Annotated in this window: 20 protein-coding genes; 16 read left to right on the top strand and 4 right to left on the bottom strand. The window is 59.6% G+C overall.

Annotated features, from left to right (window positions below; translation table 11 throughout):
- Positions 1 to 19: 19 nt before the first annotated feature.
- The 13 genes from IB213_RS15730 (at position 20) to cobT (ending at position 12,337) form a co-directional block, all read left to right on the top strand.
- Positions 20 to 1,408 (top strand): cobyrinate a,c-diamide synthase, encoded by a 1,389-nt coding sequence (locus IB213_RS15730; protein ID WP_192407753.1) that lies wholly within the window; start codon positions 20 to 22, stop codon positions 1,406 to 1,408.
- Positions 1,409 to 1,420: 12 nt separating this feature from the next.
- Positions 1,421 to 2,017 carry a bifunctional adenosylcobinamide kinase/adenosylcobinamide-phosphate guanylyltransferase gene (locus IB213_RS15725; RefSeq protein WP_191721387.1) on the top strand — a complete coding sequence of 199 codons (597 nt, stop codon included), beginning with the start codon at positions 1,421 to 1,423 and terminating at the stop codon, positions 2,015 to 2,017.
- On the top strand, positions 2,014 to 2,925 hold the full coding sequence (locus IB213_RS15720; protein WP_225561157.1) for an ABC transporter substrate-binding protein: 912 nt from the start codon (positions 2,014 to 2,016) through the stop codon (positions 2,923 to 2,925). Before IB213_RS15725 ends, IB213_RS15720 begins: the two co-directional genes overlap by 4 nt.
- A gap of 46 nt (positions 2,926 to 2,971) precedes the next feature.
- On the top strand, positions 2,972 to 3,946 hold the full coding sequence (locus IB213_RS15715) for an iron ABC transporter permease (RefSeq protein ID WP_225561168.1): 975 nt from the start codon (positions 2,972 to 2,974) through the stop codon (positions 3,944 to 3,946).
- A gap of 3 nt (positions 3,947 to 3,949) precedes the next feature.
- Positions 3,950 to 4,741 (top strand): ABC transporter ATP-binding protein, encoded by a 792-nt coding sequence (locus tag IB213_RS15710; RefSeq protein ID WP_370551224.1) that lies wholly within the window; start codon positions 3,950 to 3,952, stop codon positions 4,739 to 4,741.
- 57 nt (positions 4,742 to 4,798) lie between these two features.
- Positions 4,799 to 5,476: an energy-coupling factor ABC transporter permease gene (locus IB213_RS15705; protein ID WP_191721389.1), complete on the top strand. Its 678-nt coding sequence runs from the start codon at positions 4,799 to 4,801 to the stop codon at positions 5,474 to 5,476.
- Between the two features lie 117 nt (positions 5,477 to 5,593).
- Positions 5,594 to 6,163, top strand: a complete 570-nt coding sequence (gene cobO, locus IB213_RS15700; RefSeq protein WP_191721390.1) for a cob(I)yrinic acid a,c-diamide adenosyltransferase — start codon at positions 5,594 to 5,596, stop codon at positions 6,161 to 6,163.
- 10 nt (positions 6,164 to 6,173) lie between these two features.
- Positions 6,174 to 6,887, top strand: coding sequence for a 5,6-dimethylbenzimidazole synthase (gene bluB, locus IB213_RS15695; protein WP_192407749.1), 714 nt, complete (start codon positions 6,174 to 6,176; stop codon positions 6,885 to 6,887).
- Positions 6,884 to 7,951: an adenosylcobinamide-phosphate synthase CbiB gene (gene cbiB / locus IB213_RS15690; RefSeq protein ID WP_192407741.1), complete on the top strand. Its 1,068-nt coding sequence runs from the start codon at positions 6,884 to 6,886 to the stop codon at positions 7,949 to 7,951. The genes bluB and cbiB overlap by 4 nt, the downstream gene beginning before the upstream one ends.
- Positions 7,944 to 8,966: an aminotransferase class I/II-fold pyridoxal phosphate-dependent enzyme gene (locus IB213_RS15685; RefSeq protein ID WP_192407739.1), complete on the top strand. Its 1,023-nt coding sequence runs from the start codon at positions 7,944 to 7,946 to the stop codon at positions 8,964 to 8,966. The genes cbiB and IB213_RS15685 overlap by 8 nt, the downstream gene beginning before the upstream one ends.
- The gene (locus tag IB213_RS15680; protein WP_225561156.1) at positions 8,963 to 10,450 is read left to right on the top strand and encodes a cobyric acid synthase; all 1,488 of its coding nucleotides are present in this window, start codon (positions 8,963 to 8,965) and stop codon (positions 10,448 to 10,450) included. Before IB213_RS15685 ends, IB213_RS15680 begins: the two co-directional genes overlap by 4 nt.
- Positions 10,451 to 10,581: 131 nt before the next feature.
- A complete protein-coding gene (locus tag IB213_RS15675; protein ID WP_192407737.1) occupies positions 10,582 to 11,112 on the top strand; it encodes a hypothetical protein in 531 nt (176 codons plus the stop codon).
- A gap of 145 nt (positions 11,113 to 11,257) precedes the next feature.
- A complete protein-coding gene (gene cobT, locus IB213_RS15670; protein WP_192407735.1) occupies positions 11,258 to 12,337 on the top strand; it encodes a nicotinate-nucleotide--dimethylbenzimidazole phosphoribosyltransferase in 1,080 nt (359 codons plus the stop codon).
- Between the two features lie 53 nt (positions 12,338 to 12,390).
- Here cobT and IB213_RS15665 read toward each other — a convergent pair whose 3' ends face one another.
- The 3 genes from IB213_RS15665 to IB213_RS15655 all read right to left on the bottom strand — a co-directional run bounded on the left by IB213_RS15665 (position 12,391) and on the right by IB213_RS15655 (position 16,105).
- Positions 12,391 to 13,698 (bottom strand): NAD(P)/FAD-dependent oxidoreductase, encoded by a 1,308-nt coding sequence (locus tag IB213_RS15665; protein WP_191721396.1) that lies wholly within the window; start codon positions 13,696 to 13,698, stop codon positions 12,391 to 12,393.
- 287 nt (positions 13,699 to 13,985) lie between these two features.
- Positions 13,986 to 15,413: a sensor histidine kinase gene (locus IB213_RS15660; RefSeq protein ID WP_191721397.1), complete on the bottom strand. Its 1,428-nt coding sequence runs from the start codon at positions 15,411 to 15,413 to the stop codon at positions 13,986 to 13,988.
- The gene (locus tag IB213_RS15655) at positions 15,410 to 16,105 is read right to left on the bottom strand and encodes a response regulator transcription factor (protein WP_191721398.1); all 696 of its coding nucleotides are present in this window, start codon (positions 16,103 to 16,105) and stop codon (positions 15,410 to 15,412) included. The genes IB213_RS15660 and IB213_RS15655 overlap by 4 nt, the downstream gene beginning before the upstream one ends.
- 180 nt (positions 16,106 to 16,285) lie before the next feature.
- Here IB213_RS15655 and IB213_RS15650 point away from each other — a divergent pair, with 180 nt between their 5' ends.
- The 3 genes from IB213_RS15650 (at position 16,286) to IB213_RS15640 (ending at position 19,435) form a co-directional block, all read left to right on the top strand.
- Positions 16,286 to 17,251 (top strand): tripartite tricarboxylate transporter substrate binding protein, encoded by a 966-nt coding sequence (locus IB213_RS15650; protein ID WP_192407733.1) that lies wholly within the window; start codon positions 16,286 to 16,288, stop codon positions 17,249 to 17,251.
- Between the two features lie 109 nt (positions 17,252 to 17,360).
- A complete protein-coding gene (locus IB213_RS15645; protein ID WP_192407732.1) occupies positions 17,361 to 17,915 on the top strand; it encodes a tripartite tricarboxylate transporter TctB family protein in 555 nt (184 codons plus the stop codon).
- Positions 17,915 to 19,435, top strand: a complete 1,521-nt coding sequence (locus tag IB213_RS15640; protein WP_191721401.1) for a tripartite tricarboxylate transporter permease — start codon at positions 17,915 to 17,917, stop codon at positions 19,433 to 19,435. The genes IB213_RS15645 and IB213_RS15640 overlap by 1 nt, the downstream gene beginning before the upstream one ends.
- Positions 19,436 to 19,612: 177 nt before the next feature.
- On the opposite strand, the gene nth is transcribed toward IB213_RS15640, so the two are convergent.
- Positions 19,613 to 20,263 carry an endonuclease III gene (gene nth / locus IB213_RS15635; RefSeq protein ID WP_192407731.1) on the bottom strand — a complete coding sequence of 217 codons (651 nt, stop codon included), beginning with the start codon at positions 20,261 to 20,263 and terminating at the stop codon, positions 19,613 to 19,615.
- Between the last annotated feature and the right edge of the window lie 171 nt (positions 20,264 to 20,434).

Below are 20,434 nucleotides of genomic sequence, written 5' to 3'. Positions count from 1 at the left end.
GCGAAACGAACAAGCGCGTATGAATTCTTCTCTTTCCTCTCATCGCTGTGTGGCACTGCTGGTGGCTGCGCCAGCCTCTGGGCAGGGCAAAACCACCGTGACCGCTGCTTTGGCGTGTTGGCATACGCGGCAAGGGCGCCGTGTTCGAGTGTTCAAGTGCGGGCCTGATTTTCTCGATCCTTACTGGCACCAGCTGGCCAGCGGTGCGACGGTGCACAACCTGGACGGCTGGATGGTCGGGATGGATGAAGTGCGTGCGCGTCTGTCGGCAGCAGCAGCAGAAGCTGACGTCATCTTGATTGAAGGCGTGATGGGGCTGTTTGATGGCAGCCCGACAGCGGCAGATCTGGCGGTGCAGCTGGGTATTCCCGTGTTGCTGGTGGTTGATGCATCAGCCATGGCAGGCAGCTTTGGTGCCTTGGTGCTGGGCATGCAGCAGTACCAGCCGGATGTGCCTTGGGCGGGCGTGCTGGCCAATCGTGTGGGCAGCAGCATGCATGCACAGATGCTGCAAAACAGCTTGCGTGATCCAGCGCTGTGGCTGGGTGCAGTACAGCGAATGGGTTCAGGCAAAGATGCTCAGTTGCTGCCCGAGCGACATTTGGGTCTGGTAGCTGCGCATGAGCTGCCTGATGCCATGGCGCGGCTGAATGCGGCCGCCGATGCGCTGGCTGAAACCCCGTTGGGGCAGATGGACTGGACAGATTGGCAGCGCTGGTCGGTGGAGTTTTCAGTGCCGGCCGATGGCACCCTCACTCCACCCGAGCCTTGGCTGCAAGGGCGCACGGTGGCCGTTGCCAGTGATGCAGCGTTTAGCTTTATCTACCCTGCAAATCTGGATTGTTTGCATGCGATGGGGGCCAGCCTGGCCTTCTTCTCCCCCTTGGCGGGTGAGCGGCTACCTGTGTGTGATGCTGTGTGGTTGCCTGGTGGCTACCCAGAGCTGCATGCCGATAAATTGATGGCCAATGTGGCGCTGCAGGCGGATTTGCTCGCCCATGTGCAAGCGGGCAAGCCCGTCTGGGCAGAATGCGGTGGCATGCTGGCGCTGGGCCATGGCATTGCTGATGCGCAAGGCGAGCATTCGCCCATGTGGGGTATTGTGCCGGGCACCGCACAGATGCAGCCACGTCTTGCCGGCTTGGGTATGCAGCAATGTGCGCTGCAAGCGGGCGTGCTGCGGGGGCACACCTTTCATTACTCGCGGTTTGTGTGCCAGGCCCCTGAAGTGGCGCGCACCAGTCGTGCTAACCAACGGGTGCAGCCCGACAAGGGCGAAGCCGTGTACCAGTACGGCAGCGTCTATGCCAGCTATTTTCATGCATGGTTTCCATCGCACCCACGAGCTATTGCAGCCTTGCTGGGGGCGGAAACTGTGCAATGGGATGAGCCCGTGCCGTCTGCATAATTGACAAACGATATGAATACTCTCAATAACAGCGCGATCGAGCCTTGGCAGGAATTGATTCTGGGCGGCCAAAAAAGTGGGAAAACCCGCCGTGCAGAGCAGGCAGCACGCGCATGGATGGATGGTGCGCAGGGAAGGGCGGCGGTGTATGTGGCAACGGGCCAGGCTTGGGATGCTGAAATGCAGCAGCGCATTGAGCGCCACCAGGTTGACCGTGCAGCCCGTGTGCCGGGTATGCGTACGGTAGAGGTGCCACGGCAACTCGCGCAGGCATTGCAAACCCACAGCACACCACAGACTTTGGTGGTTATCGATTGTTTAACGCTGTGGCTGACCAATTGGATGATGCCCATGGACATGGAAAGTAATGAAGACACCCAGCCGCCAGTCCATGACTGGAGCACGCAACGTGCTTTGTTTTTAGATGTTCTGCCGCGTTGCCCCGGTCCGGTGGTTGTGGTGGGCAATGAAATCGGTTTGGGCGTGATTCCCCTGGGTAAAGAAGTGCGTGCCTTTGTCGATGCCCTGGGCACTTTGAACCAAGACGTGGCAAGCGTATGCAAGCGCGCAACTTTGATGGCGGCCGGATTGCCAGTGCCACTGAAATGATCAAATTCGTACGCACTGGCCTGGGCGTGGCTGCCATGGTATGGGCGGCTGTACTGGGCAGCGCCCATGCGGCAGATGTCACCCTGGATGCACAAAAAGATGACCGAGGTCGCCCGGTTGTCATGGCGCAGCCCCCGCAGCGGATTGTGAGTTTGCTGCCTTCGTTGACCGAAACCGTATGTGCCCTGGGGGCCTGTGACAAACTGGTTGGTGTGGACCGGTATTCCAACTGGCCTAAAACACTACAGACCACGCTGCCCGTACTGGGCGGTGGACTAGATCCTAACGTGGAAGCGATTGTGGCGCTCAAGCCCGATGTGGTTCTGCTGTCCAACTCTTCGCGGGTGGTCGAACGGCTGGAGGCGCTGGGCTTGCGCACGGTGGCTCTGGAACCCCGCACGCAGGCGGATGTATACCGCGTGCTGCACAGCATCGGTATGCTGCTGGGATTGCCGCCTGAGCAAGGTGCTGAGCGCGAGTGGCAGCGCTTGCAAGCCGGTGTGGACGCCGCTGCGAAGTCTGTGCCTGCCGGGGTGCAAGGGGCGCGCGTGTACTTTGAAGTCAGTCGTGGCCCTTATGCTGCGGGCCCATCCTCTTTCATCGGCGAGCTGCTGACGCGCATGCACGTGGATAACGTGGTTCCCGCAGAGATGGGGCCTTTTCCCCGTTTGAATCCTGAATTTATTTTGCGTGCCCGGCCCGATGTCATCTTGATGGGTAACTACAGCATGCAGCTGGCTCATGCCTATCCGGGGTGGGCGTCGCTGGATGCTGTGAAGCACCGGCGTGTGTGTGCGTTCAATGCGGAAGAGTCCACCACCGTTGTGCGCCCTGGCCCGCGCATGGATGAGGCGGCCCGCATCATTGCCCGCTGTTTGGCTGAGAAAGCACCGCGTCGTGTCAACTAGAACCTTCAACGTGCCGACAGCAGCGGCCCGCAGTCACTGGCTGGCAATGCTCTTGCTGGCGGTTACCGCTGGTTTGGTTGTGCTGGGTGTGTGTGTGGGCAGCACAGGGTGGGAGAGCGTGTGGCGCATGCGCAGCGACCCCGTTGCGCAGCAAATTGTGTGGGACATCCGTTTTCCTCGCACCTTGGGTGCATGGCTTGCCGGGGCCTTGCTGGGGCTGGCGGGTGCGGTGGCTCAGGGGCTGTTTCGTAACCCGCTGGCTGACCCATATTTGCTGGGCAGTGCCTCAGGCGCTGCACTGGGTGGGGCAGCTGCCATGGTGTTCAGTGGCACAGCGGCCATTGGCATGGAATGGATGCAGCGTCTGGGTATGACTGGCATGGCTTTTGCCGGCGCTGCGATTGCCGTACTGCTGACGCTGACACTGGCGCAAGGTGTGCAAAACAGTTTGCGCATGCTGCTGGCGGGTGTGGTTGTGGGGGTGGTGCTGGGGGCTGTGCGCGACATGCTGGAGTTGCGTTACCCAGACATCCTGCAGCCCATGAAGGCTTTTGGCCTGGGCAGCACCGCTTTTATTGGCTGGGCCGCGTGCCTGCTGATGGTGGGGGCTTGGGCATTGTGTGCTCTGGCGGCATGGTGCCTGTCCAGAGTGCTGGATGGTTTGACCCTGGGTGAATCTACGGCGGCCAGTCTGGGTCTCCCTTTAGCGCCCATGCGCGCTGGCTTGATCGCCGTGATGGCGCTGGCCACTGGCACTGCGGTGGCGCAGACCGGCTTGATCGCTTTTGTAGGTCTGGCAGCACCGCACCTGGTGCGCAGCATGGTCAACGTGGGGCATGCCCGCAGCACGCTGCTGAGCAGTTTGATGGGCGGTGTGGTGCTGCTGACAGCAGATATTTTGGCGCGCTGGGTGATGGCTCCAGAAGAGCTGCCTGTCGGTGTTTTGACGGCCTTGCTGGGCGGCACCTACTTGCTGTGGCTGATGCACCGTGGCCATGCCGCACGGCAAGGAAGGGGCTGAGCAATGACATTGCCTGTAATGCATGGTGCAACGGCTTTGCAAGCCCGGGATCTGTTTGTCCAGATTGGCAAGCAAAACCTGCTGCATGGGGTGAGTGTGCAACTGCCTGCCCAGCAATGGACGGCGATTGTGGGCCCCAATGGCGCGGGCAAATCAACGCTGCTGCGCGCTTTGGCGGGGCTGCACCCGCGCAAAGGCTGGCAGGGGCAGGTGGAGCTGCTGGGTCAGCCGCTGGCTGCGTGGCCAGTAAAAGATCGCGCCCGTACCTTGTCCTGGATGGGACAAAACGAAGCCGTGTCTCAAGAGCTGTGCAGTTACGACGTGGTCATGCTGGGGCGCTTGCCACACCAGCCATGGCTGGCACCCCCCAGTGCGCAAGACCATATGGTGGTCGAAGCCTGTCTGCACACTACACAGGCCTGGGATTGGCACCACCGGCCTTTGGCTGAACTGTCTGGCGGAGAGCGACAGCGTGTCTTGCTGGCGCGGGCCTTGGCAGTGCAGGCGCAGGTTTTGCTGATGGATGAGCCTCTGGCCAATCTGGATCCACCGCATCAAAGTGAGTGGATGGACACGGTCAAAGGTCTGGTCATGCATGGGCACACCGTGGTCAGCGTGCTGCACGAGTTGAGTATCGCCCTGCAATCAGACCACATGGTGGTCATGCAAGCTGGCGCTGTGCTGCATCAGGGTGCAACCCACGATGTCACCACGCATGCCGCTTTGGAGACGGTGTTTGACCGCCGCATCCGCATTCGGCAGATTGAAGGCATGTGGATGGCTTTACCCGGCTGAACGTTTTATTTTTGAAACCCACTTCTTCGTAAGCCCTAACCTTGAAGGAAATTTGCCATGCATATTGAACCCGGTTTAGTAGATGGAACCAAGCTGCTGCTCAGTTACGCCACTGCCACGGCGGCGCTGGCTTACACGGCCAAACTGGCCTGGGGCATGGTCAAGCACAGCGGTGCTGCGGCTTTGCTGTTGCGCTCGGTCATTGCTTCGGTGCTGGTATTTGTCTTTTTTGAGGTATTTCCGCACCACCCCGTGGGAATCTCAGAAGTGCATCTGATTTTGGGGACCACGCTACTGCTGATTTTTGGTGCAGCACCAGCTGCGATTGGACTGGCAACTGGCTTGCTGGTGCAAAGCGTGTTTTTTGCACCGCAAGACTTGCCCCAGTACGGCATGAATGTGACCACCTTGCTGGTGCCGTTGTTTGCCACCGTGGTGCTGGCGCGCAGGGTGATTCCAGAAAATATGGCCTATGTTGATCTGAGCTATGCCCAGACGTTCAAGCTGTCCGTGGCTTACCAGGGCGGTATCGTGCTGTGGGTGGGCTTTTGGGCTATTTATGGCCACGGCGTAGGTGCTGAGAACCTGACCAGCATCGGCAGCTTTGGAGCTGCTTACATGACCGTAGTGCTGCTGGAGCCCCTGATTGATCTGGGTGTGCTGGCCATGGCCAAGTCTTGGCGCCGTCTGCAAGGCAGTGCCGTGCTGGAGCGCCGGGTGTATCAGGCGGCTTGATGGGCTGTGATGCGCCTGCTGCTTTGGCAGCGCGCAGATTCCGACTTTGTTTTTTCTTGTGCCGGGCGGGCTGCTCAAAGGCCCGCTCTTTTTTTGAATTTCAGGCTGATCCGAACCATGCAAATTGAAACCCCACCTTCCACCAAACCCTACGAAAAGCCAGAGGGCGAGCGTCGTGGGCTCATTTTGGTCAACACCGGTGACGGCAAAGGCAAGACCACAGCGGCTTTTGGCCTGGCATTTCGCGCCACAGGCCGTGGCAAAGCCGTGAAGGTGTTCCAGTTCATGAAAGTGCCGACGGCGCGTTTTGGCGAGCACCGTCTGGCTGATCAGGTGGGCATGCCCGTGCAAGGTCTGGGCGATGGTTTCAGCTGGAAGAGCAAAGATCTGGAGCAGTCAGGCCAGATTGCCCGCGATGGCTGGGAGCATGCCAAGGCCGCCATTTTGTCGGGCGAGTATTTTCTGGTGGTGCTCGACGAGGTGACGTACCCGCTGATTTATGGCTGGTTGCCCCTGCAGGAAGTGCTGGACACCTTGAAGGCGCGTCCGAAAGATGTGCATGTCTGCGTGACGGGCCGCCGCTGTCCGCAAGAAATCATTGACATAGCCGATACGGTGACCGAAATGACGTTGATCAAACACGCTTTTAAGGCGGGCGTACCCGCGCAGCGGGGCATTGAAGACTGACAATCAGGGCATGAGCGAAACACACGATCTGGGGCACTACCAAACCATTGCAGCCACGCCTTTTTCACAGCAAGAGCGTGCTGCGGTGTACCGCGCCATCCATGAGCGGCGTGATATGCGCCACTTTGTGCCGGGCGCAGTCAGCGATGAGGTATTGCTGCGCCTGCTGCGAGCAGCGCACCATGCGCCCAGCGTTGGGTTCATGCAGCCATGGCGCTTCATCCGCGTGCGCGATTGCAGCATGCGTGAAGGCATTCATGCCCTGGTGGAGCAAGAGCGCGTGCTCACGGCCCAGGCGCTGGGCGTGCGCCAGGAAGACTTCATGCAGCTGAAGGTGCAAGGCGTGCTGGATGCCGCCGAGGTGCTGATCGTCGCCTTGCCGCCGGGCCGCGAAGCCCATGTGTTTGGCCGCCGCACCATGCCCGAGATGGATGTGGCCTCTGCAGCCTGCGCCATCCAGAACATGTGGTTGGCGGCGCGGGCTGAAGGGCTGGGCATGGGCTGGGTGTCGATTTACGACCCGCAAGCGCTGGCGCAACTGCTGGAAATGCCCCAGGGCAGCTACCCGCTGGCGGTGCTGTGTCTGGGGCCTGTGCAGGCCTACTACGCCGAGCCCATGCTGCAGCAAGAAAAATGGGCGCTGCGTGCGCCCCTGCAGGACATGCTGTTTGAGGAGCGCTGGGGCCAGTCACCAGCTCCGGATCAGACGGCGAACCCGGCATGACGGAGATTCACCTGACGGCGGTTTTGGCTGTCGCTTTAAGCCCGCTGGCCTGGGTGTACCAATGGTGGGACGCAGACAGTGCTGGGCAGGCCTTTTGGGCGCAGCAAATCATGGCAGGCACTTTGGCCGTGCTGGTGGCCTTGCTGCTGGATCGCATGTGGGGCGAACCCCCCGTGTGGCTGCACCCGGTGGTGTTGATGGGGAAATTGCTAGGGGCTTTGGGTAAATGGATAGCGCCTAGCGTATATAAAACAAGTGATTGCAAGTCTTTTGTATTTGGAATGATTTCCTGGTGTGCGTTGGCAGCTCTCTTTTTTGTGGTTTATGCATTATGCCAATGGCTGTTGCCACCCTCGCAATGGTGGTGGCAGGGGCTGGTGCTGGGCGTGCTGCTCAAGCCGCTGCTGTCGTGGCGCATGCTCAAAGAAGAGGTGCTGGCGGTAGAGGCTGCGCTCCAGCAATCCCTGCCTGCTGGGCGCGAGCGGCTGTCGTGGCTGGTCAGTCGCGATACCTCCCAGCTGGATGCAGGCACGGTGCGTGAAAGTGCGATAGAGACGCTGGCGGAGAATTTGAGCGACTCCGTCATTGCGCCGCTGTTCTGGTTTGCATTGCTGGGCCTGCCCGGGGCAGCCGTCTACCGTCTGGCCAACACCGCCGATGCCATGTGGGGCTACCCCGGCTGGCGCGGGCAGGGCGCACAACGCCGTTATTGGCAGTGGGCTGGCAAGTGGGCAGCGCGGGCCGATGATGTGCTCAACTGGCTCCCTGCACGGCTGACCGCATTGCTGATGGCTTCCATGGCACGCGGCCTGCCGTGCAAGGCATTGCGCCAGGATGCACGCGTCACGCCGTCGCCCAACGGTGGCTGGCCCATGGGCGCCATGGCGCTGGCTTTGGGCGTGCGCCTGGGCAAGCCCGGCGTGTATGTGCTGAATGCACAAGGCGATGTGCCCGGTGCTGCACATGTTGCGCAGGCTGTGCGCTTGGCAGCAGGTGTGGTCACCATGGTTGCGCTGCTCAGCACTGCGCTGCTGGTGGCTGCGGGCGTGGTGGCCTATGTCTAAAGGCCGGGTGCACGGCGGCACAGACGCTCTGGGCGTGCCAGCCCATGATTTTTCAACCAACCGCAACGCCTGTGGCCCTTGCCCGCAGGCTGTAGCCGCTTTGCAAGCGGCGCATTGCGCGCAATACCCTGACCCCAGCTATACCGAGTTGCGCCAGCAACTGGCGCGCTTTCATGGGGTGGATATGCAGCGCATTGTGGTGGCTGGTAGTGCCAGTGAATTTATTCACCGCATCACCATGCATGCCGTGCGCCAGGGCGCACAGTACGTGAGCTTGCCGCTGCACCACTACGGCGACTATCCGCAGGCCGCGCAGGTCTGGGGCTTGCCGGTGGTGGACCGTGCCAGCCATGCTGCAGGCCCTGGTCTGCATTGGGCCTGCGCTCCATCCAGTCCTTTGGGGCTGAATGAAAACCTCGACATGCATTGGACAGATACCGCGCCGGCTGCTGCCTGGCGTGTGCTGGACTGCGCCTACGCACCGCTGCGCCTGGTGGCCGGGCCACGATTGCCGTTTTTAGACAGCGTGTGGCAGATGTGGACGCCCAATAAAGCCCTGGGCATGACCGGAGTGCGCGCAGCCTATGCGATTGCCCCGGTGCATGCCGACGCACACGAGCTGGCAGCACTGCAGCAGTTGGCCGCGTCCTGGGTGGTTGGTGCCCACGGTGTGGCCATGCTGCAAGCGTGGATCACACCAGCTGTGCAGCAATGGCTGCAAGCCAGTTTGGAGCAGTTGCGGCACTGGAAAGCACAGCAACTGCAGCTGTGTGCAGACTTGGACTGGGTGGTATTGCCCGGCCATCAGGCCAATTACTTTGTCGCACGCTGGCCAGCCAGGCTGCATGCCCGCATGCCAGAGCATTTGGCCGCCTTGCGCGGACAGGGCATCAAATTGCGCGATGCCACCAGCTTTGGTTTGTCCGGTTGCGTGCGCATGGGGGTCTTGCCGCCTGCATCACAGCAGGCCTTGGCACTGGCATGGACGCAACTTCAAGAGAGGGAAATGGCATGAGCCAACGGATGCAAGCAGGCGTGAATTTGCCGCTGCCGCAAGCAGGGCAGGCCACCGCTTTGTGTGTGATGGTGCTGGGTACCAGCAGCAACGCCGGAAAAAGCTGGGTCACGACCGCGCTGTGCGCTTGGTACCGGGCACAGGGCTACAAGGTAGCGCCGTTCAAAGCGCAGAACATGAGTAACAACGCCCGCGTAGTGGCCACGCCAGATGGGCAATGGGGTGAAATTGGTACGGCTCAGTATTTGCAAGCCTTGGCCGCAGGCCGTGTGCCTGATGTGCGCATGAACCCTTTGCTGCTCAAGCCCGAGGCTGACACCCGCAGCCAGGTGGTACTGATGGGGCAGGCCAATGCACAACTTTCCAGCATGCCGTGGCGCGAACGCAGCCGTCATGTATGGCCAGATATTGCCGCAGCGCTGGACAGCTTGCGTGCTGAAAACGAGGTGGTGGTCATCGAAGGCGCAGGTTCACCGGCAGAGATCAACCTGCACAGCAGCGACGTGGTGAACATGCGTGTGGCCAAGCATTGCCACGCCCATTGTTTGCTGGTGGCAGACATTGACCGTGGGGGCGCTTTTGCACACCTGTATGGTACGTGGGCCTTGCTGCCGGCCGATGAGCAGGCCTTGATCCAAGGCTTTGTGCTCAATAAGTTCCGCGGAGACGCCAGTTTGCTCGCCCCTGCACCGCAGATGCTGCAAGACAGGACAGGGGTGCCCACGGTGGCGACGATCCCCATGCAGTTTGACCACGGGCTGCCTGAAGAGGATGGCGTGTTTGACGCCCGCAGCACAGGGCGTGGCCACATTCACACCACCATTGCCATCGTGGCGTATCCACGCATGAGCAACCACGATGAGTTTCAGCCCTTGCTCAGCGTGCCCGGCGTACGTGTGATCTGGGTGCGCAGCCCGGCAGATATGGCAGAGGCAGACTGGGTGATTTTGCCGGGCTCTAAAGCGACTGCCTCAGATCTGGAATGGATGCGCAGCCAAGGGCTGGATGCGGCAGTGGCTGCCCATGCGCAGGCCGGTAAACGCATTCTGGGAATTTGCGGGGGTCTGCAAATGCTGGGTGAGGCGTTGATTGATTTGCACGGCGTGGACGGCAATGCGGCGGGGCTGGGCTTGCTCCCGCTAGTGACCCTGTTTGAGGCGCAGAAAACCGTGCGCCGCGTCACCGTGCAGCTACCTGCTTTGCGAGGGGCGTGGGCTGCGCTGCACGGGGTGGAGCTGGATGTTTACGAAATTCACCACGGCCAGACCCAGCTGCGCGCTGATATGGAGGCTGGTCACTCGCAACGCGCAGATGAACCTGTGCCAGGGTTGGTCTGGCAAAGCGCCCAAGGTCATATCTGGGGTACGTATTGGCATGGCATGTTTGAGAACGCCGCGTTTGTGCAGGCTCTATGGGGAACGCAAACACCATCTCTGGATGATGTCTTTGAACGGATGGCGCACGGTGTTGAACAGTGGTTTTGAATCAAAATGTGAGCGTGTGCTCTGGGTGTAGGCCTGAGACTGCAACTGTTGGCGTGCTGTGCCGATAGGCGGTGCCCCGCATGGAAAGGATGCTTGATGCATTGACTTTGCCATTCAAGGAGTACACATCAATGAAGCTGCAATGGACCTCTTCTTTGCGCATGGGCACATGTGCTATCGCCTTCATGGGCGTTATCGCCGCGCAAGCACAGACACAGCCAGCACCAGCAATGCCTGGTCAGCCCCCCGCTGCCGCAGAAATGCACAAGCACCAGCCCAAGCGGATGCCTAAGCAAGAAGGGCATCACAAAGCCGAGAAAAAGAAACATGCAACGCCGCAGCAGCATGAAGCAGCAGCCGTTGCGGCTGAGCAGCGTCGCGGCATGGGGCCGGCAAATGCGCCTGGGGCACAGATGAGTGACCTTGAACGCAATGCTTTGCGTCGCTGTGAGATCTTTAAAACCAATGATGACCGCATGGCCTGTGTGGAACGGGTACGCCAGCCACAGATTTCGGGCAGTGTGGAAGGCGGCGGCGTGATTCGCGAATACACACAGACGATTCAGGTGCCTGCTGCACCGCCAGCACAGTACAACGCGCCACCCATGGCACCCCAGTCGCCCCATATGGTGCATCCACAAGTTGAGCCCATGCGTAAATAAAGATGGAGCAGAGATGAAAAGACCCGGCGTTGCCGGGTCTTTTTTATGGAACGTCTGGACGCACAGCCCGTGCCAGTAGCACTGAACGCGGCATACTAGCTACAAGGCGCTGTGGCGCTGTCTTTGTTTGCTGTGAGGTTTGCCAATGCCTACCGTGATCCCCGAGGTCGTTTCCATCCACGATGCCAGCTTTGCTGCCCATGTGCAGTCTTTGCTCGATCACAAGACAAAGCCTGTCGGCTCGCTGGGCATGCTGGAGCAGTTGGCGCACCGCATCGCCTGTATCTTGGGGTCAGAGGCTCCGCAGCTTCAGGAGCCGCAGATCGTGGTGTTTGCTGCAGACCATGGTCTGGCGGCGCGTGGCATCTCGGCTTACCCGGTGGATGTCACTTGGCAAATGGTGGAGAACTTCATGGCCGGAGGCGCTGCGGTGAGCGTGCTGGCGCGCCAGCATGGCATTGCCTTGAATGTGGTCGACTGTGGTGTAGCACGCGATTTTGCGGTGCGCGAGCAAGACCCGCATGACAAGCTGCCCAAGCCCGGTCAACCGCGTTTGTGGCGCCGCAAAGTGGCCTATGGCACACAAGACTGCAGCCAAGGCCCGGCCATGACCGAACAAGAGTGCGCGCTGGCCATTCGCAATGGCGTGGAGCTGGTCAAAAAGTTGCCCGGCAACGCCCTGCTTCTGGGGGAAATGGGCATTGGCAATACATCGACTGCATCGCTGTTGCTGGCCAAATTGTGTGGCACTTCTGTGGCAGAGGTGACGGGCATGGGCACCGGCTTGGATGCCGACGGTATTCAGCGCAAGGTGGCTGTTTTGCAGCAGGTGCTGGCTTTCCATCAAGACATCACCGACCCTTTGCAAATACTGGCTGCCATGGGGGGGCTGGAAGTGGCCACCATGGTGGGGGCAATCCTGCAGGCTGCCGTTGAACGCCGTGTGATTGTGGTGGATGGTTTCATCACCACAGCGGCAGTGCTGGTGGCCAGCCGATTGCAGCCCGCCGTGCTGGAGCGCTGCGTGTACGCCCACCGCTCGGGTGAGAGGGGCCACACTTTAATGCTGCTGGAGCTAAGGGCACAGCCTTTGCTGGATTGGCATTTGCGCCTTGGCGAGGGCTCGGGAGCGGCCACCGCCTGGCCTTTGCTGCCTGCTGCGTGCGCCATCTTGCGTGAGATGGCCAGCTTTGCCTCTGCTGGTGTCGCCACCAAAAGTGACTGACCTGCGCTGAGCGCCATGCACAGCGGCGTGCCCTGTGGCACGCCGTTGTTGTTTCAGTCCAGCCGGATGGTGGGTCGCAGGCGGGAGTTCATCAAATCGACCAGCCACAGCAAGCCGCCGCGCCAGAATCCGTACAGGCGCGCCTGGTGCGAGCGATACAGCCAGATATGGCTGAGCATGGCCAAGCGACCACGGATGACACCACCATTGAACAGGCCAAACTTGCCCAGTGAGCCGTAAGCGTCATAGTTAGACAGCGAGACCAAGGCCCCAAAGTCACGGTAGGCAAAGCCTTTGCCCGTATACGGGTGGGGGCTGGACAGAACCTTGGGCAGCAGCTCAATCAGATACCGCGCTTGCTGGTGGGCCACCTGCGCCGTAGGCGGGAGCGGGTGTGTTTCACCCGGAAGGGTGTAGCTGGCGCAATCGCCTACGGCGTAAATGTGGGGGTCCGCTGTTTGCAGGTCGTCGTTGACGATCAACTGGTTGCCACGGTTGGTGGGCAGGCCCAGTGTGGACAGAAAATCGGGAGCTTTCACGCCGGCAGCCCATACGCTCAGCCCGGCGGGCACCAGCTCCTCACCATCCAGCACCAGACTGTCTGCACGGGCGGCCTGTACGCGGCGGTTGACCAGCACTTTCACGCCCAGCGTTTCCAGGCGTTTTTGGGTGGCCACAGAAATTTCTTCAGGGAAGCTGGGCAGAATGCGTGCGCCTGCTTCGATCAGGACGATCTGGAACTTGGCCGCTTTGCCAAGTGCGCCATAGGCTTCGGCACTTTCAGACAGTTGAACCAGCTCTGCGGCCAATTCCACGCCAGTAGCTCCGGCTCCCACGATGGCCACCTGCAAGGTTTCACCGCCAGTCATGCCGCGCAGCATGCGCAGGCGGATTTCACTGTTGAAGTCATCGGCTTTGCGGCGCGAATCAATCATGAAGCAGTGCTCGAGTACGCCGGGTGTACCAAAGTCGTTGGCACCACTGCCCACTGCAATGATCAATTTGTCGTAGCTGATACGGCGTGCGGGGACGACCTGGCGCCCGTCCATCGACACGATGGGGTCCAGAATAATTTCCTTGCTCTCGCGGTCCAAGGCCGACATGGCCCCTGGCTGATAGGCAAAGTTGGCATCTGCTGCCTGAGCAAGGTAGGTGGTTTGCTGCTGGGCCAGATCGCGCGTGCCAGCTGCAATGGTGTGCAACATGGGCTTCCAGACATGGGCAGAGTCAGCGTCGACCAATGTGACAGAGGCGATGTGCGGATCACCTAGCTTGCCGAGCGCGGAGGCAATTTCCACGCCTGCTACGCCACCGCCTACCACCAGCACCCGTGCTGCTTTCACCTGTTCTTGAGCGCCCATTCCAGATTCCTTGCCTGTTATGTCAAATGTATTGGCTTGTGCATGGCGTGTATCCACGCCAGCAGCCAGCGATTGTGATTCCTTTTTTGATAGCTATCAGTGCTTGTATTTACTGGTTTTGATTGAGATTTATGTCTTACATGAGACTGCTACGCAATGCATAGCTACAACATAAACACCCATGGGCCCATGCATTTGGACTTGGCACTGCAAGCTGCAATGCACGGCTTTTGACCATGCAGTGTTTCAGGGTATTGCGGTCCTGTGTGTGAGGGAATACGCCAGATTCAAGTCGTACCAGCGATGGGAAGCGTGGTCATCGCCACCAATCCTTCGACAGCGCCCGCCTGCTCGCGGTTGCGCAGCTCCAGGCTGCCACCCAGCGCTTGTACGATCTCCAGGCAAATAGCCAGTCCCAGGCCAGAACCGTTGCGGCTATCGCCGGCGGAAAACGGTTGATACAGGCGTTGAATGAGTTCTTCAGACAGCCCCGGGCCTTGGTCGATGATGTGCAGACATGCTTGCCGGTTGTGGTTGGTCAAGCGCAGCGCCACCCATAAAGCGCTGCCGCTGGGCGCATGGCGGATGGCGTTGTGCAAAAGATTGCGCACCAGTTCGCGCAGCATCCATTCGTGGGCATGTACCCAGACCGGGGCATCAGCTTGCAGCTCAAAGTCGAGCATTTTCTCGGCGATCAATGGCGCCAGGTCCAGAGAAACCTCGCGCACGATGGCATCCCATGCCGTGGCTGGTGCTTCTTGCTGGCGCAATTGCTCTACTTTGGCCAGCGATAGCATCTGGTTGGCCAGATTGGTAGCTCTGTCGACTGTGGCCTCGATTTCCTTGAGTGCTTCGTCAGCGGGCAAGTCACCTCTGCGTGCGGACTGTACCTGCACTTTGAGCACCGCCAGCGGTGTGCGCAACTGGTGGGAGGCATCGCGAACAAAGCGTTTTTGGTGCGTGAGCAGCAGTCGCAAGCGCTCCATGACGCGGTTCATGCCGTCAATCAGAGGCTGCAGCTCACGCGGCACGGACTCTATGTACACAGGCCGTAAATCATTCGATTGACGCTGTCCTATGGCATTGCCCACTTCGCGTACAGGCCGTGTCACGCGTTGCACCACCACCAAGACGGTGCCCACGATCAGCAGCAAGAGCACGCCGTGTTGCCAGATGGTTTCTTTGAGCAGTCGCCATGCGGGGTTGCGGCGCAACTGCAAGGTTTCGGCCACTTGAATGACGGCCATTCCCCGCCCTGTGGCGCTGGCCACGGGCTGCAGCAGCACGGCGATGCGCACTGGCTGATCGCGGAAGGTGCTGTCGTAAAAATCAACCAATGCAGCAAAAGGCGGCTGCGCTGGAATCTTGCCACTCCATGTGGGCAAATCATTAAAGCCAGAGATCAGACTGCCATCGAGATTGGAGACGCGGTAGTACATGCGCGTCTGCGTGTCTGCCTCGAAAGCCTCCAAGGCCGAGTAGGGCACCGTCGCTTGAATGTGGGCCTGGTCATCGTAACCGTCCACGGTCAGCTGCTCACTGATGGTTTTGGCCGAGGCCAGCAAGCTGCGGTCATACGCGGTATGCAGCACTTCCAGGGAGGATTGATAGTCCCACCAGATATTGAGCGCAATGCATGCGGTGACCGGTAACAAAATGCCGGTGAGCAGCTGTCTGCGCAGCGACCACGAACGCGTGGCGTGTGGCGTGTTCATGGCGTCTGGCCGGGCTGAGACAGTTTGAGCAGGTAGCCCAGGCCGCGCAGGGTCACCAAATCAATGCCCGTTCCAGTGAGTTTTTTACGCAACCTGTACACCACCACTTCAATGGCCTCGTACTTCACATCTATTTCTCCGGGAAAGACCAGTTCGTACAGCCTTTCTTTGGCCAGTGCCTGGCCGGGGCGCACCAGCAATGCCTGCATCAACGCACGTTCACGTGGTGTGAACTCCAGAGGTGCTCCCAGATGATAGATCGCACCGCTGGAGCGATCGAGGCGCAGGGTGCCAAAAACGGTTTCATGTGCAGAGGGGCTGGACATGTGGCTGGGTGAGCGGCGTACCAAGGCGCGAAGACGAGCCTCCAGCTCATCGAGATCAAAAGGTTTGGCCAGATAGTCGTCAGCTCCCGCATTGAGGCCCAGCACCCGGTCGCCCACTGTGCCGCGTGCGGTCAGTATCAAGACTGGGGTGATTGAGTTCTGGGCACGCATGCTTTCCAGCACTTGCAGGCCGTCCCGTCCGGGCAGGCTCAGATCCAGCACCACAGCATCGGGCTGCAGGCTTTGCCAAAGGGCGCCAGCGTGAAGCCCATCTGCGCACAGACTGACCTGCATGCCTCTGCGTGTCAGGGCGCGCTCTAAACTGGCGCGCATCGCGGCGTCGTCTTCAACCAAAAGAATATGCATGGCCGGCACGTTAGCACTGTGCGCAGTGCGCAGCGCTTGTGCGGTGAACTTTCCTCGGGTTTTCCCCGTCATTGCAGGACAGCCTTTTGACAGGCGTGGCGCGCATCATGCATGCAAGCAGTGCGGGCCTGGGCTGGTGCTGCCCATCCTGACATCTCATTTATAAACAGGAGACAAGAAATGCGACGCGATACCTTTTTGAAGAGCATGGCCGCCATGGCCGCAGCCGGTTTGCTGCCAGCAACCAGCTGGGCACAGCAAGCAGTGGCCATGAAGATGATGTTGCCAGCCAATCCTGGCGGTGGCTGGGACACAACAGGCCGTGCGCTGGGCAAAGCCTTGCAAGATGCGGGCGTGGCTTCATCAGTCACTTATGACAACAAGGGCGGTGCTGCTGGGGCGATTGGCCTGGCGCAGTTTGTCAACGGCAGCAAGAACGATCCCAACGCCTTGATGGTGATGGGCGCGGTCATGCTGGGCGGCATCATCACTGGCAAGCCCCCTGTCACGCTCAAGCAGGTGACACCATTGGCGCGTATCACCAGCGAATACAACGTGTTTGTGCTGCCCACCAATTCGCCTTTCAAGAACATGGCCGAGGTAGTGGCGCAGCTCAAGAAAGACCCTGGCAGCGTGAAGTGGGGCGGTGGTTCACGTGGATCGACCGAGCACATTGCTGCAGCCATGATTGCCAAGGCCGTGGGTGTGGACCCTGCCAAGATCAACTATGTGGCTTTCCGTGGGGGTGGAGAGGCCATCTCCGCCATCTTGGGCGGCAACGTCACCGTGGGCGGCAGTGGCCTGAGCGAGTTTGCCGAATACATTGCCACCGGCAAGATGAAGCCCATTGGCGTGACCTCTGGCCAGCGCTTGCCAAGCATCGACGTGCCTACGCTCAAAGAGCAGGGCATTGACGTGGAAATCGGCAACTGGCGCGGCGTCTATGGTGCCCCAGGCATCAGCAAGGCACAGCGCGATGAGTTGGTGGCCAAGCTGGAAAAAGCCACCAAGAGTGCAGCATGGCAGGAAGCCCTCAAGAAAAATGACTGGACACCCGCATGGCTGGCCGGTGATGCATTTGCAAGCTTTGTTGACAAGGAGTTTGACAGCTTGCACGACACCATGACCCGCTCCGGCATGGTTTGATGTTGGAAGCTTCTCGCTGCGCAGTCCGCAGTGAGAAGCTTTTTTTGATAGCTATCAACGCTTGTTCATCAGGCGTTTCAGCCTATTTTGATTCATAAAGGAGCTCTGCATGACTGAGAGCTTGCAACAGGCACAACCCCCTGAAACTGTGCCAAGCACGATTCCGCCCGCCCGCTGGCAAGCCGCCGTGGGTGTTGGCGTGGTAGGGGTAGCGATTGGCATGGGCGTGGGTGCCAACATGATTCCGGGCAACGCTGGCTATGGCGGAGTGGGGCCCAGCTTCTTGCCGTGGCTGTGCGCAGTCGTTTTGGCAGTATGTGGCCTGTGGCTGATCTGGGAAGCCATGACGGGCGGCTATCGCAAGGCAGGTGAAGCGGGCGGCAGCGACCGCGCGGACATTGGTCCCTTTGTCTGGGTCTCTGCGGGCTTGCTGCTCAATGCAGGCTTGATTGAGCACATCGGTTTTATCGTGAGCTGCACGCTGTGTTTTACCTTGGCGGTGCAAGGGCTGCGTCGTGCGCAGGGACAGGCAAACACCTTGAGTGGAAAAGCTTTGGCCAAGGATGCAGTGATTGGCTTGCTCATCTCCGCCCCCGTGTTCTGGGCCTTCACACAATTTCTGGCCATTAATTTGCCAGGACTGACGCAGACAGGGTGGCTGTAATGGAACTCTTTGACGCATTAATGCAAGGCTTCGCCACTGCGGTGACGCCGATTAATTTGCTCTGGGCGCTGCTTGGCTGCGCTTTGGGAACTGCCGTTGGTGTCTTGCCAGGCATTGGCCCGGCGGTGGCCGTTGCCATGCTGCTGCCCATTACGGCCAAGGTGGAAATCACCGCCTCCATGATTTTCTTTTCTGGCATCTACTACGGTGCCATGTACGGAGGCTCTACCACCTCCATCTTGTTGAATACGCCAGGTGAAACCGCCAGCATGGTGACCGCCATGGAAGGCAACAAGATGGCCAAGAATGGCCGCGCCGGCGCAGCGCTGGCGACCGCGGCCATTGGCTCGTTTGTGGCGGGCACGGTAGCTACGGTGATCGTGACGCTGTTTGCACCGGCAGTGGCTGATTTTGCCGTGCGCCTGGGGCCGCCCGAGTACTTCATGCTGATGGTGCTGGCGTTCACTACAGTGAGCGCCGTCTTGGGGCAAAGCAGCTTGCGCGGTATGACGGCATTGTTTCTGGGGCTGGCGCTGGGTTGCGTGGGGATGGACCAGATCTCTGGCGCTGCCCGCTATACCGGGGGCAAGATGGAGTTGATGGATGGCATCGACATCGTGCTGGTGGCCGTTGGCTTGTTTGCGGTGGCCGAGGTGCTGTACGCTGCGCTGTACGAAGGCAAGGTGGTTGCCTCGCAAAACAAAGTGACACGCGTGCACATGTCGCGCCGAGACTGGAAACGCTCGGTCCCAGCCTGGATACGCGGCACAGTGATTGGTACACCGTTTGGTTGCATTCCCGCAGGTGGCACTGAAATACCGACATTTTTGAGCTATGCCACCGAGAAAAAGCTGGCCAAAGGCGAAGACAAAGCAGAGTTTGGAACCAAGGGCGCGATTGAAGGTGTTGCTGGCCCAGAGGCGGCGAACAACGCGACGGTGACTGCTGCCTTGATTCCGCTGCTGACCTTGGGGATCCCCACCAGCAATACCACGGCGGTGCTGCTGGGCGCATTCCAAAATTACGGCATCAACCCCGGGCCTCAGCTGTTTACCAGTGCAGGCGCTTTGGTGTGGGCGTTGATTGCATCGCTGTACATCGGCAACCTGATGCTGCTGGTGCTCAATTTGCCCATGGTGGGCATCTGGGTGAAGTTGCTGAAGATTCCGCGTCCTCAGCTGTACGCGGGCATCTTGATTTTTGCCACCGTGGGAGCCTACGGTATGCGTCAGAGCACATTTGACCTGTTCTTGCTTTACGGCATCGGTCTGCTGGGTGTACTGATGCGTCGATTTGACTTTCCTACCGCTCCCGTGGTGGTTGGCATGATTCTGGGCCCCTTGGCAGAGGCGCAAATGCGCAATGCGGTGGCAATTGGAGAAGGCAGCTTTGCCATCTTCTTGCAGCGCCCCATGTCGCTGACGCTTGTCATTATTGTGTTGCTGGTGCTGGTTGTACCGCGTGTGCTGCAGCATTGGGCCACAAAGCGGGCGGCCAATAATGTGCCGCTTGCCACGTAGCACGTACTAGAGCAATGCTTTGTCAAAAAACAGCCCTGTCTTGCAGGGCTGTTTTTTTATGCACATCCGCTCTGCTTGGGTTGTCTGCGGGCAATGGGCATGCAGCCCATCGTGATCAGCCAGTCGTAGGCAGTCATCAATTATGTTGATGAAGCCTTGGGCGACATTCGTGGGCATTTATTTGCTGGACTTAGGCGCTTCACTTTTGGGCTGAAAGTCGCAGTATGCGGTGACCAGACATTCCCAGCATCTTGGCTTGCGCGCTTGGCAGACATAGCGGCCCAGCAAAATCAGCCAATGGTGGGAGTCCACGGCGAACTCAGCGGGGACACGTTTGAGCAGCTGTTTTTCAACCTCTAAGGGCGTCTTTCCCGGTGCTAAACCTGTGCGGTTGCTTACGCGAAAAATGTGCGTGTCCACCGCCATGGTGGGCTGGCCAAAAGCAACATTGAGCACGACGTTGGCCGTTTTGCGGCCTACACCAGGCAAAGCTTCCAGCTCTTGGCGCGTATGGGGCACCTTGCTGTCATGGCGTTGCACCAAAATACGGCAGGTTTCCATCAAGTGCTTGGCTTTGCTGCGGTACAGGCCAATGGTCTTGATGTAGCTCTCCAGACCTTCGATGCCCAAATCCAAAATGGCCTGCGGCGTGTTGGCGACGGGGAAAAGTTTTCGCGTCGCTTTGTTAACACCAACATCAGTGGCCTGAGCAGACAGCAACACAGCCGTCAGGAGCTCAAAGTCCGAGGTGTATTCCAGTTCAGTTTTGGGGTGCGGGTTCGCTTCGCGCAAGGTGGCGAAAAATGGCGCAATGTCAGTTTTTTTCATGGTCAGCAAAAGGGTGCAGCTGCATTCTCTACGAAGACACGCGCTTGCAAACTGCGGCGTCAGGCTGCGGTGACAACGGCCAGGGCTTTGCAGGCCGAGCTCAGGCGTAGACAGCGTTTCCCTTTGCCTCAAGCTCGCGCACCGCGGGCACCACATTCGCACGCTTTCATC

The sequence above is a fragment of the Comamonas sp. CMM02 genome (genome assembly GCF_014851485.1).
Lineage (GTDB): Bacteria > Pseudomonadota > Gammaproteobacteria > Burkholderiales > Burkholderiaceae_C > Comamonas > Comamonas avium.
Note: the sequence above shows the minus strand (reverse complement) of the source record. Positions and strands in the feature narration are given on the sequence as shown.

Excerpts from the sequence above, each read along its gene's own strand:
- IB213_RS15730 (WP_192407753.1), top strand. The coding sequence starts at position 20 with ATGAATTCTTCTCTTTCCTCTCATCGCTGTGTGGCACTGCTGGTGGCT.
- IB213_RS15725 (WP_191721387.1), top strand. The coding sequence starts at position 1,421 with ATGAATACTCTCAATAACAGCGCGATCGAGCCTTGGCAGGAATTGATT.
- IB213_RS15720 (WP_225561157.1), top strand. The coding sequence starts at position 2,014 with ATGATCAAATTCGTACGCACTGGCCTGGGCGTGGCTGCCATGGTATGG.
- IB213_RS15715 (WP_225561168.1), top strand. The coding sequence starts at position 2,972 with ATGCTCTTGCTGGCGGTTACCGCTGGTTTGGTTGTGCTGGGTGTGTGT.
- IB213_RS15710 (WP_370551224.1), top strand. The coding sequence starts at position 3,950 with ATGACATTGCCTGTAATGCATGGTGCAACGGCTTTGCAAGCCCGGGAT.
- IB213_RS15705 (WP_191721389.1), top strand. The coding sequence starts at position 4,799 with ATGCATATTGAACCCGGTTTAGTAGATGGAACCAAGCTGCTGCTCAGT.
- cobO (WP_191721390.1), top strand. The coding sequence starts at position 5,594 with ATGCAAATTGAAACCCCACCTTCCACCAAACCCTACGAAAAGCCAGAG.
- bluB (WP_192407749.1), top strand. The coding sequence starts at position 6,174 with ATGAGCGAAACACACGATCTGGGGCACTACCAAACCATTGCAGCCACG.
- cbiB (WP_192407741.1), top strand. The coding sequence starts at position 6,884 with ATGACGGAGATTCACCTGACGGCGGTTTTGGCTGTCGCTTTAAGCCCG.
- IB213_RS15685 (WP_192407739.1), top strand. The coding sequence starts at position 7,944 with ATGTCTAAAGGCCGGGTGCACGGCGGCACAGACGCTCTGGGCGTGCCA.
- IB213_RS15680 (WP_225561156.1), top strand. The coding sequence starts at position 8,963 with ATGAGCCAACGGATGCAAGCAGGCGTGAATTTGCCGCTGCCGCAAGCA.
- IB213_RS15675 (WP_192407737.1), top strand. The coding sequence starts at position 10,582 with ATGAAGCTGCAATGGACCTCTTCTTTGCGCATGGGCACATGTGCTATC.
- cobT (WP_192407735.1), top strand. The coding sequence starts at position 11,258 with ATGCCTACCGTGATCCCCGAGGTCGTTTCCATCCACGATGCCAGCTTT.
- IB213_RS15665 (WP_191721396.1), bottom strand. The coding sequence starts at position 13,698 with ATGGGCGCTCAAGAACAGGTGAAAGCAGCACGGGTGCTGGTGGTAGGC.
- IB213_RS15660 (WP_191721397.1), bottom strand. The coding sequence starts at position 15,413 with ATGAACACGCCACACGCCACGCGTTCGTGGTCGCTGCGCAGACAGCTG.
- IB213_RS15655 (WP_191721398.1), bottom strand. The coding sequence starts at position 16,105 with ATGCATATTCTTTTGGTTGAAGACGACGCCGCGATGCGCGCCAGTTTA.
- IB213_RS15650 (WP_192407733.1), top strand. The coding sequence starts at position 16,286 with ATGCGACGCGATACCTTTTTGAAGAGCATGGCCGCCATGGCCGCAGCC.
- IB213_RS15645 (WP_192407732.1), top strand. The coding sequence starts at position 17,361 with ATGACTGAGAGCTTGCAACAGGCACAACCCCCTGAAACTGTGCCAAGC.
- IB213_RS15640 (WP_191721401.1), top strand. The coding sequence starts at position 17,915 with ATGGAACTCTTTGACGCATTAATGCAAGGCTTCGCCACTGCGGTGACG.
- nth (WP_192407731.1), bottom strand. The coding sequence starts at position 20,263 with ATGAAAAAAACTGACATTGCGCCATTTTTCGCCACCTTGCGCGAAGCG.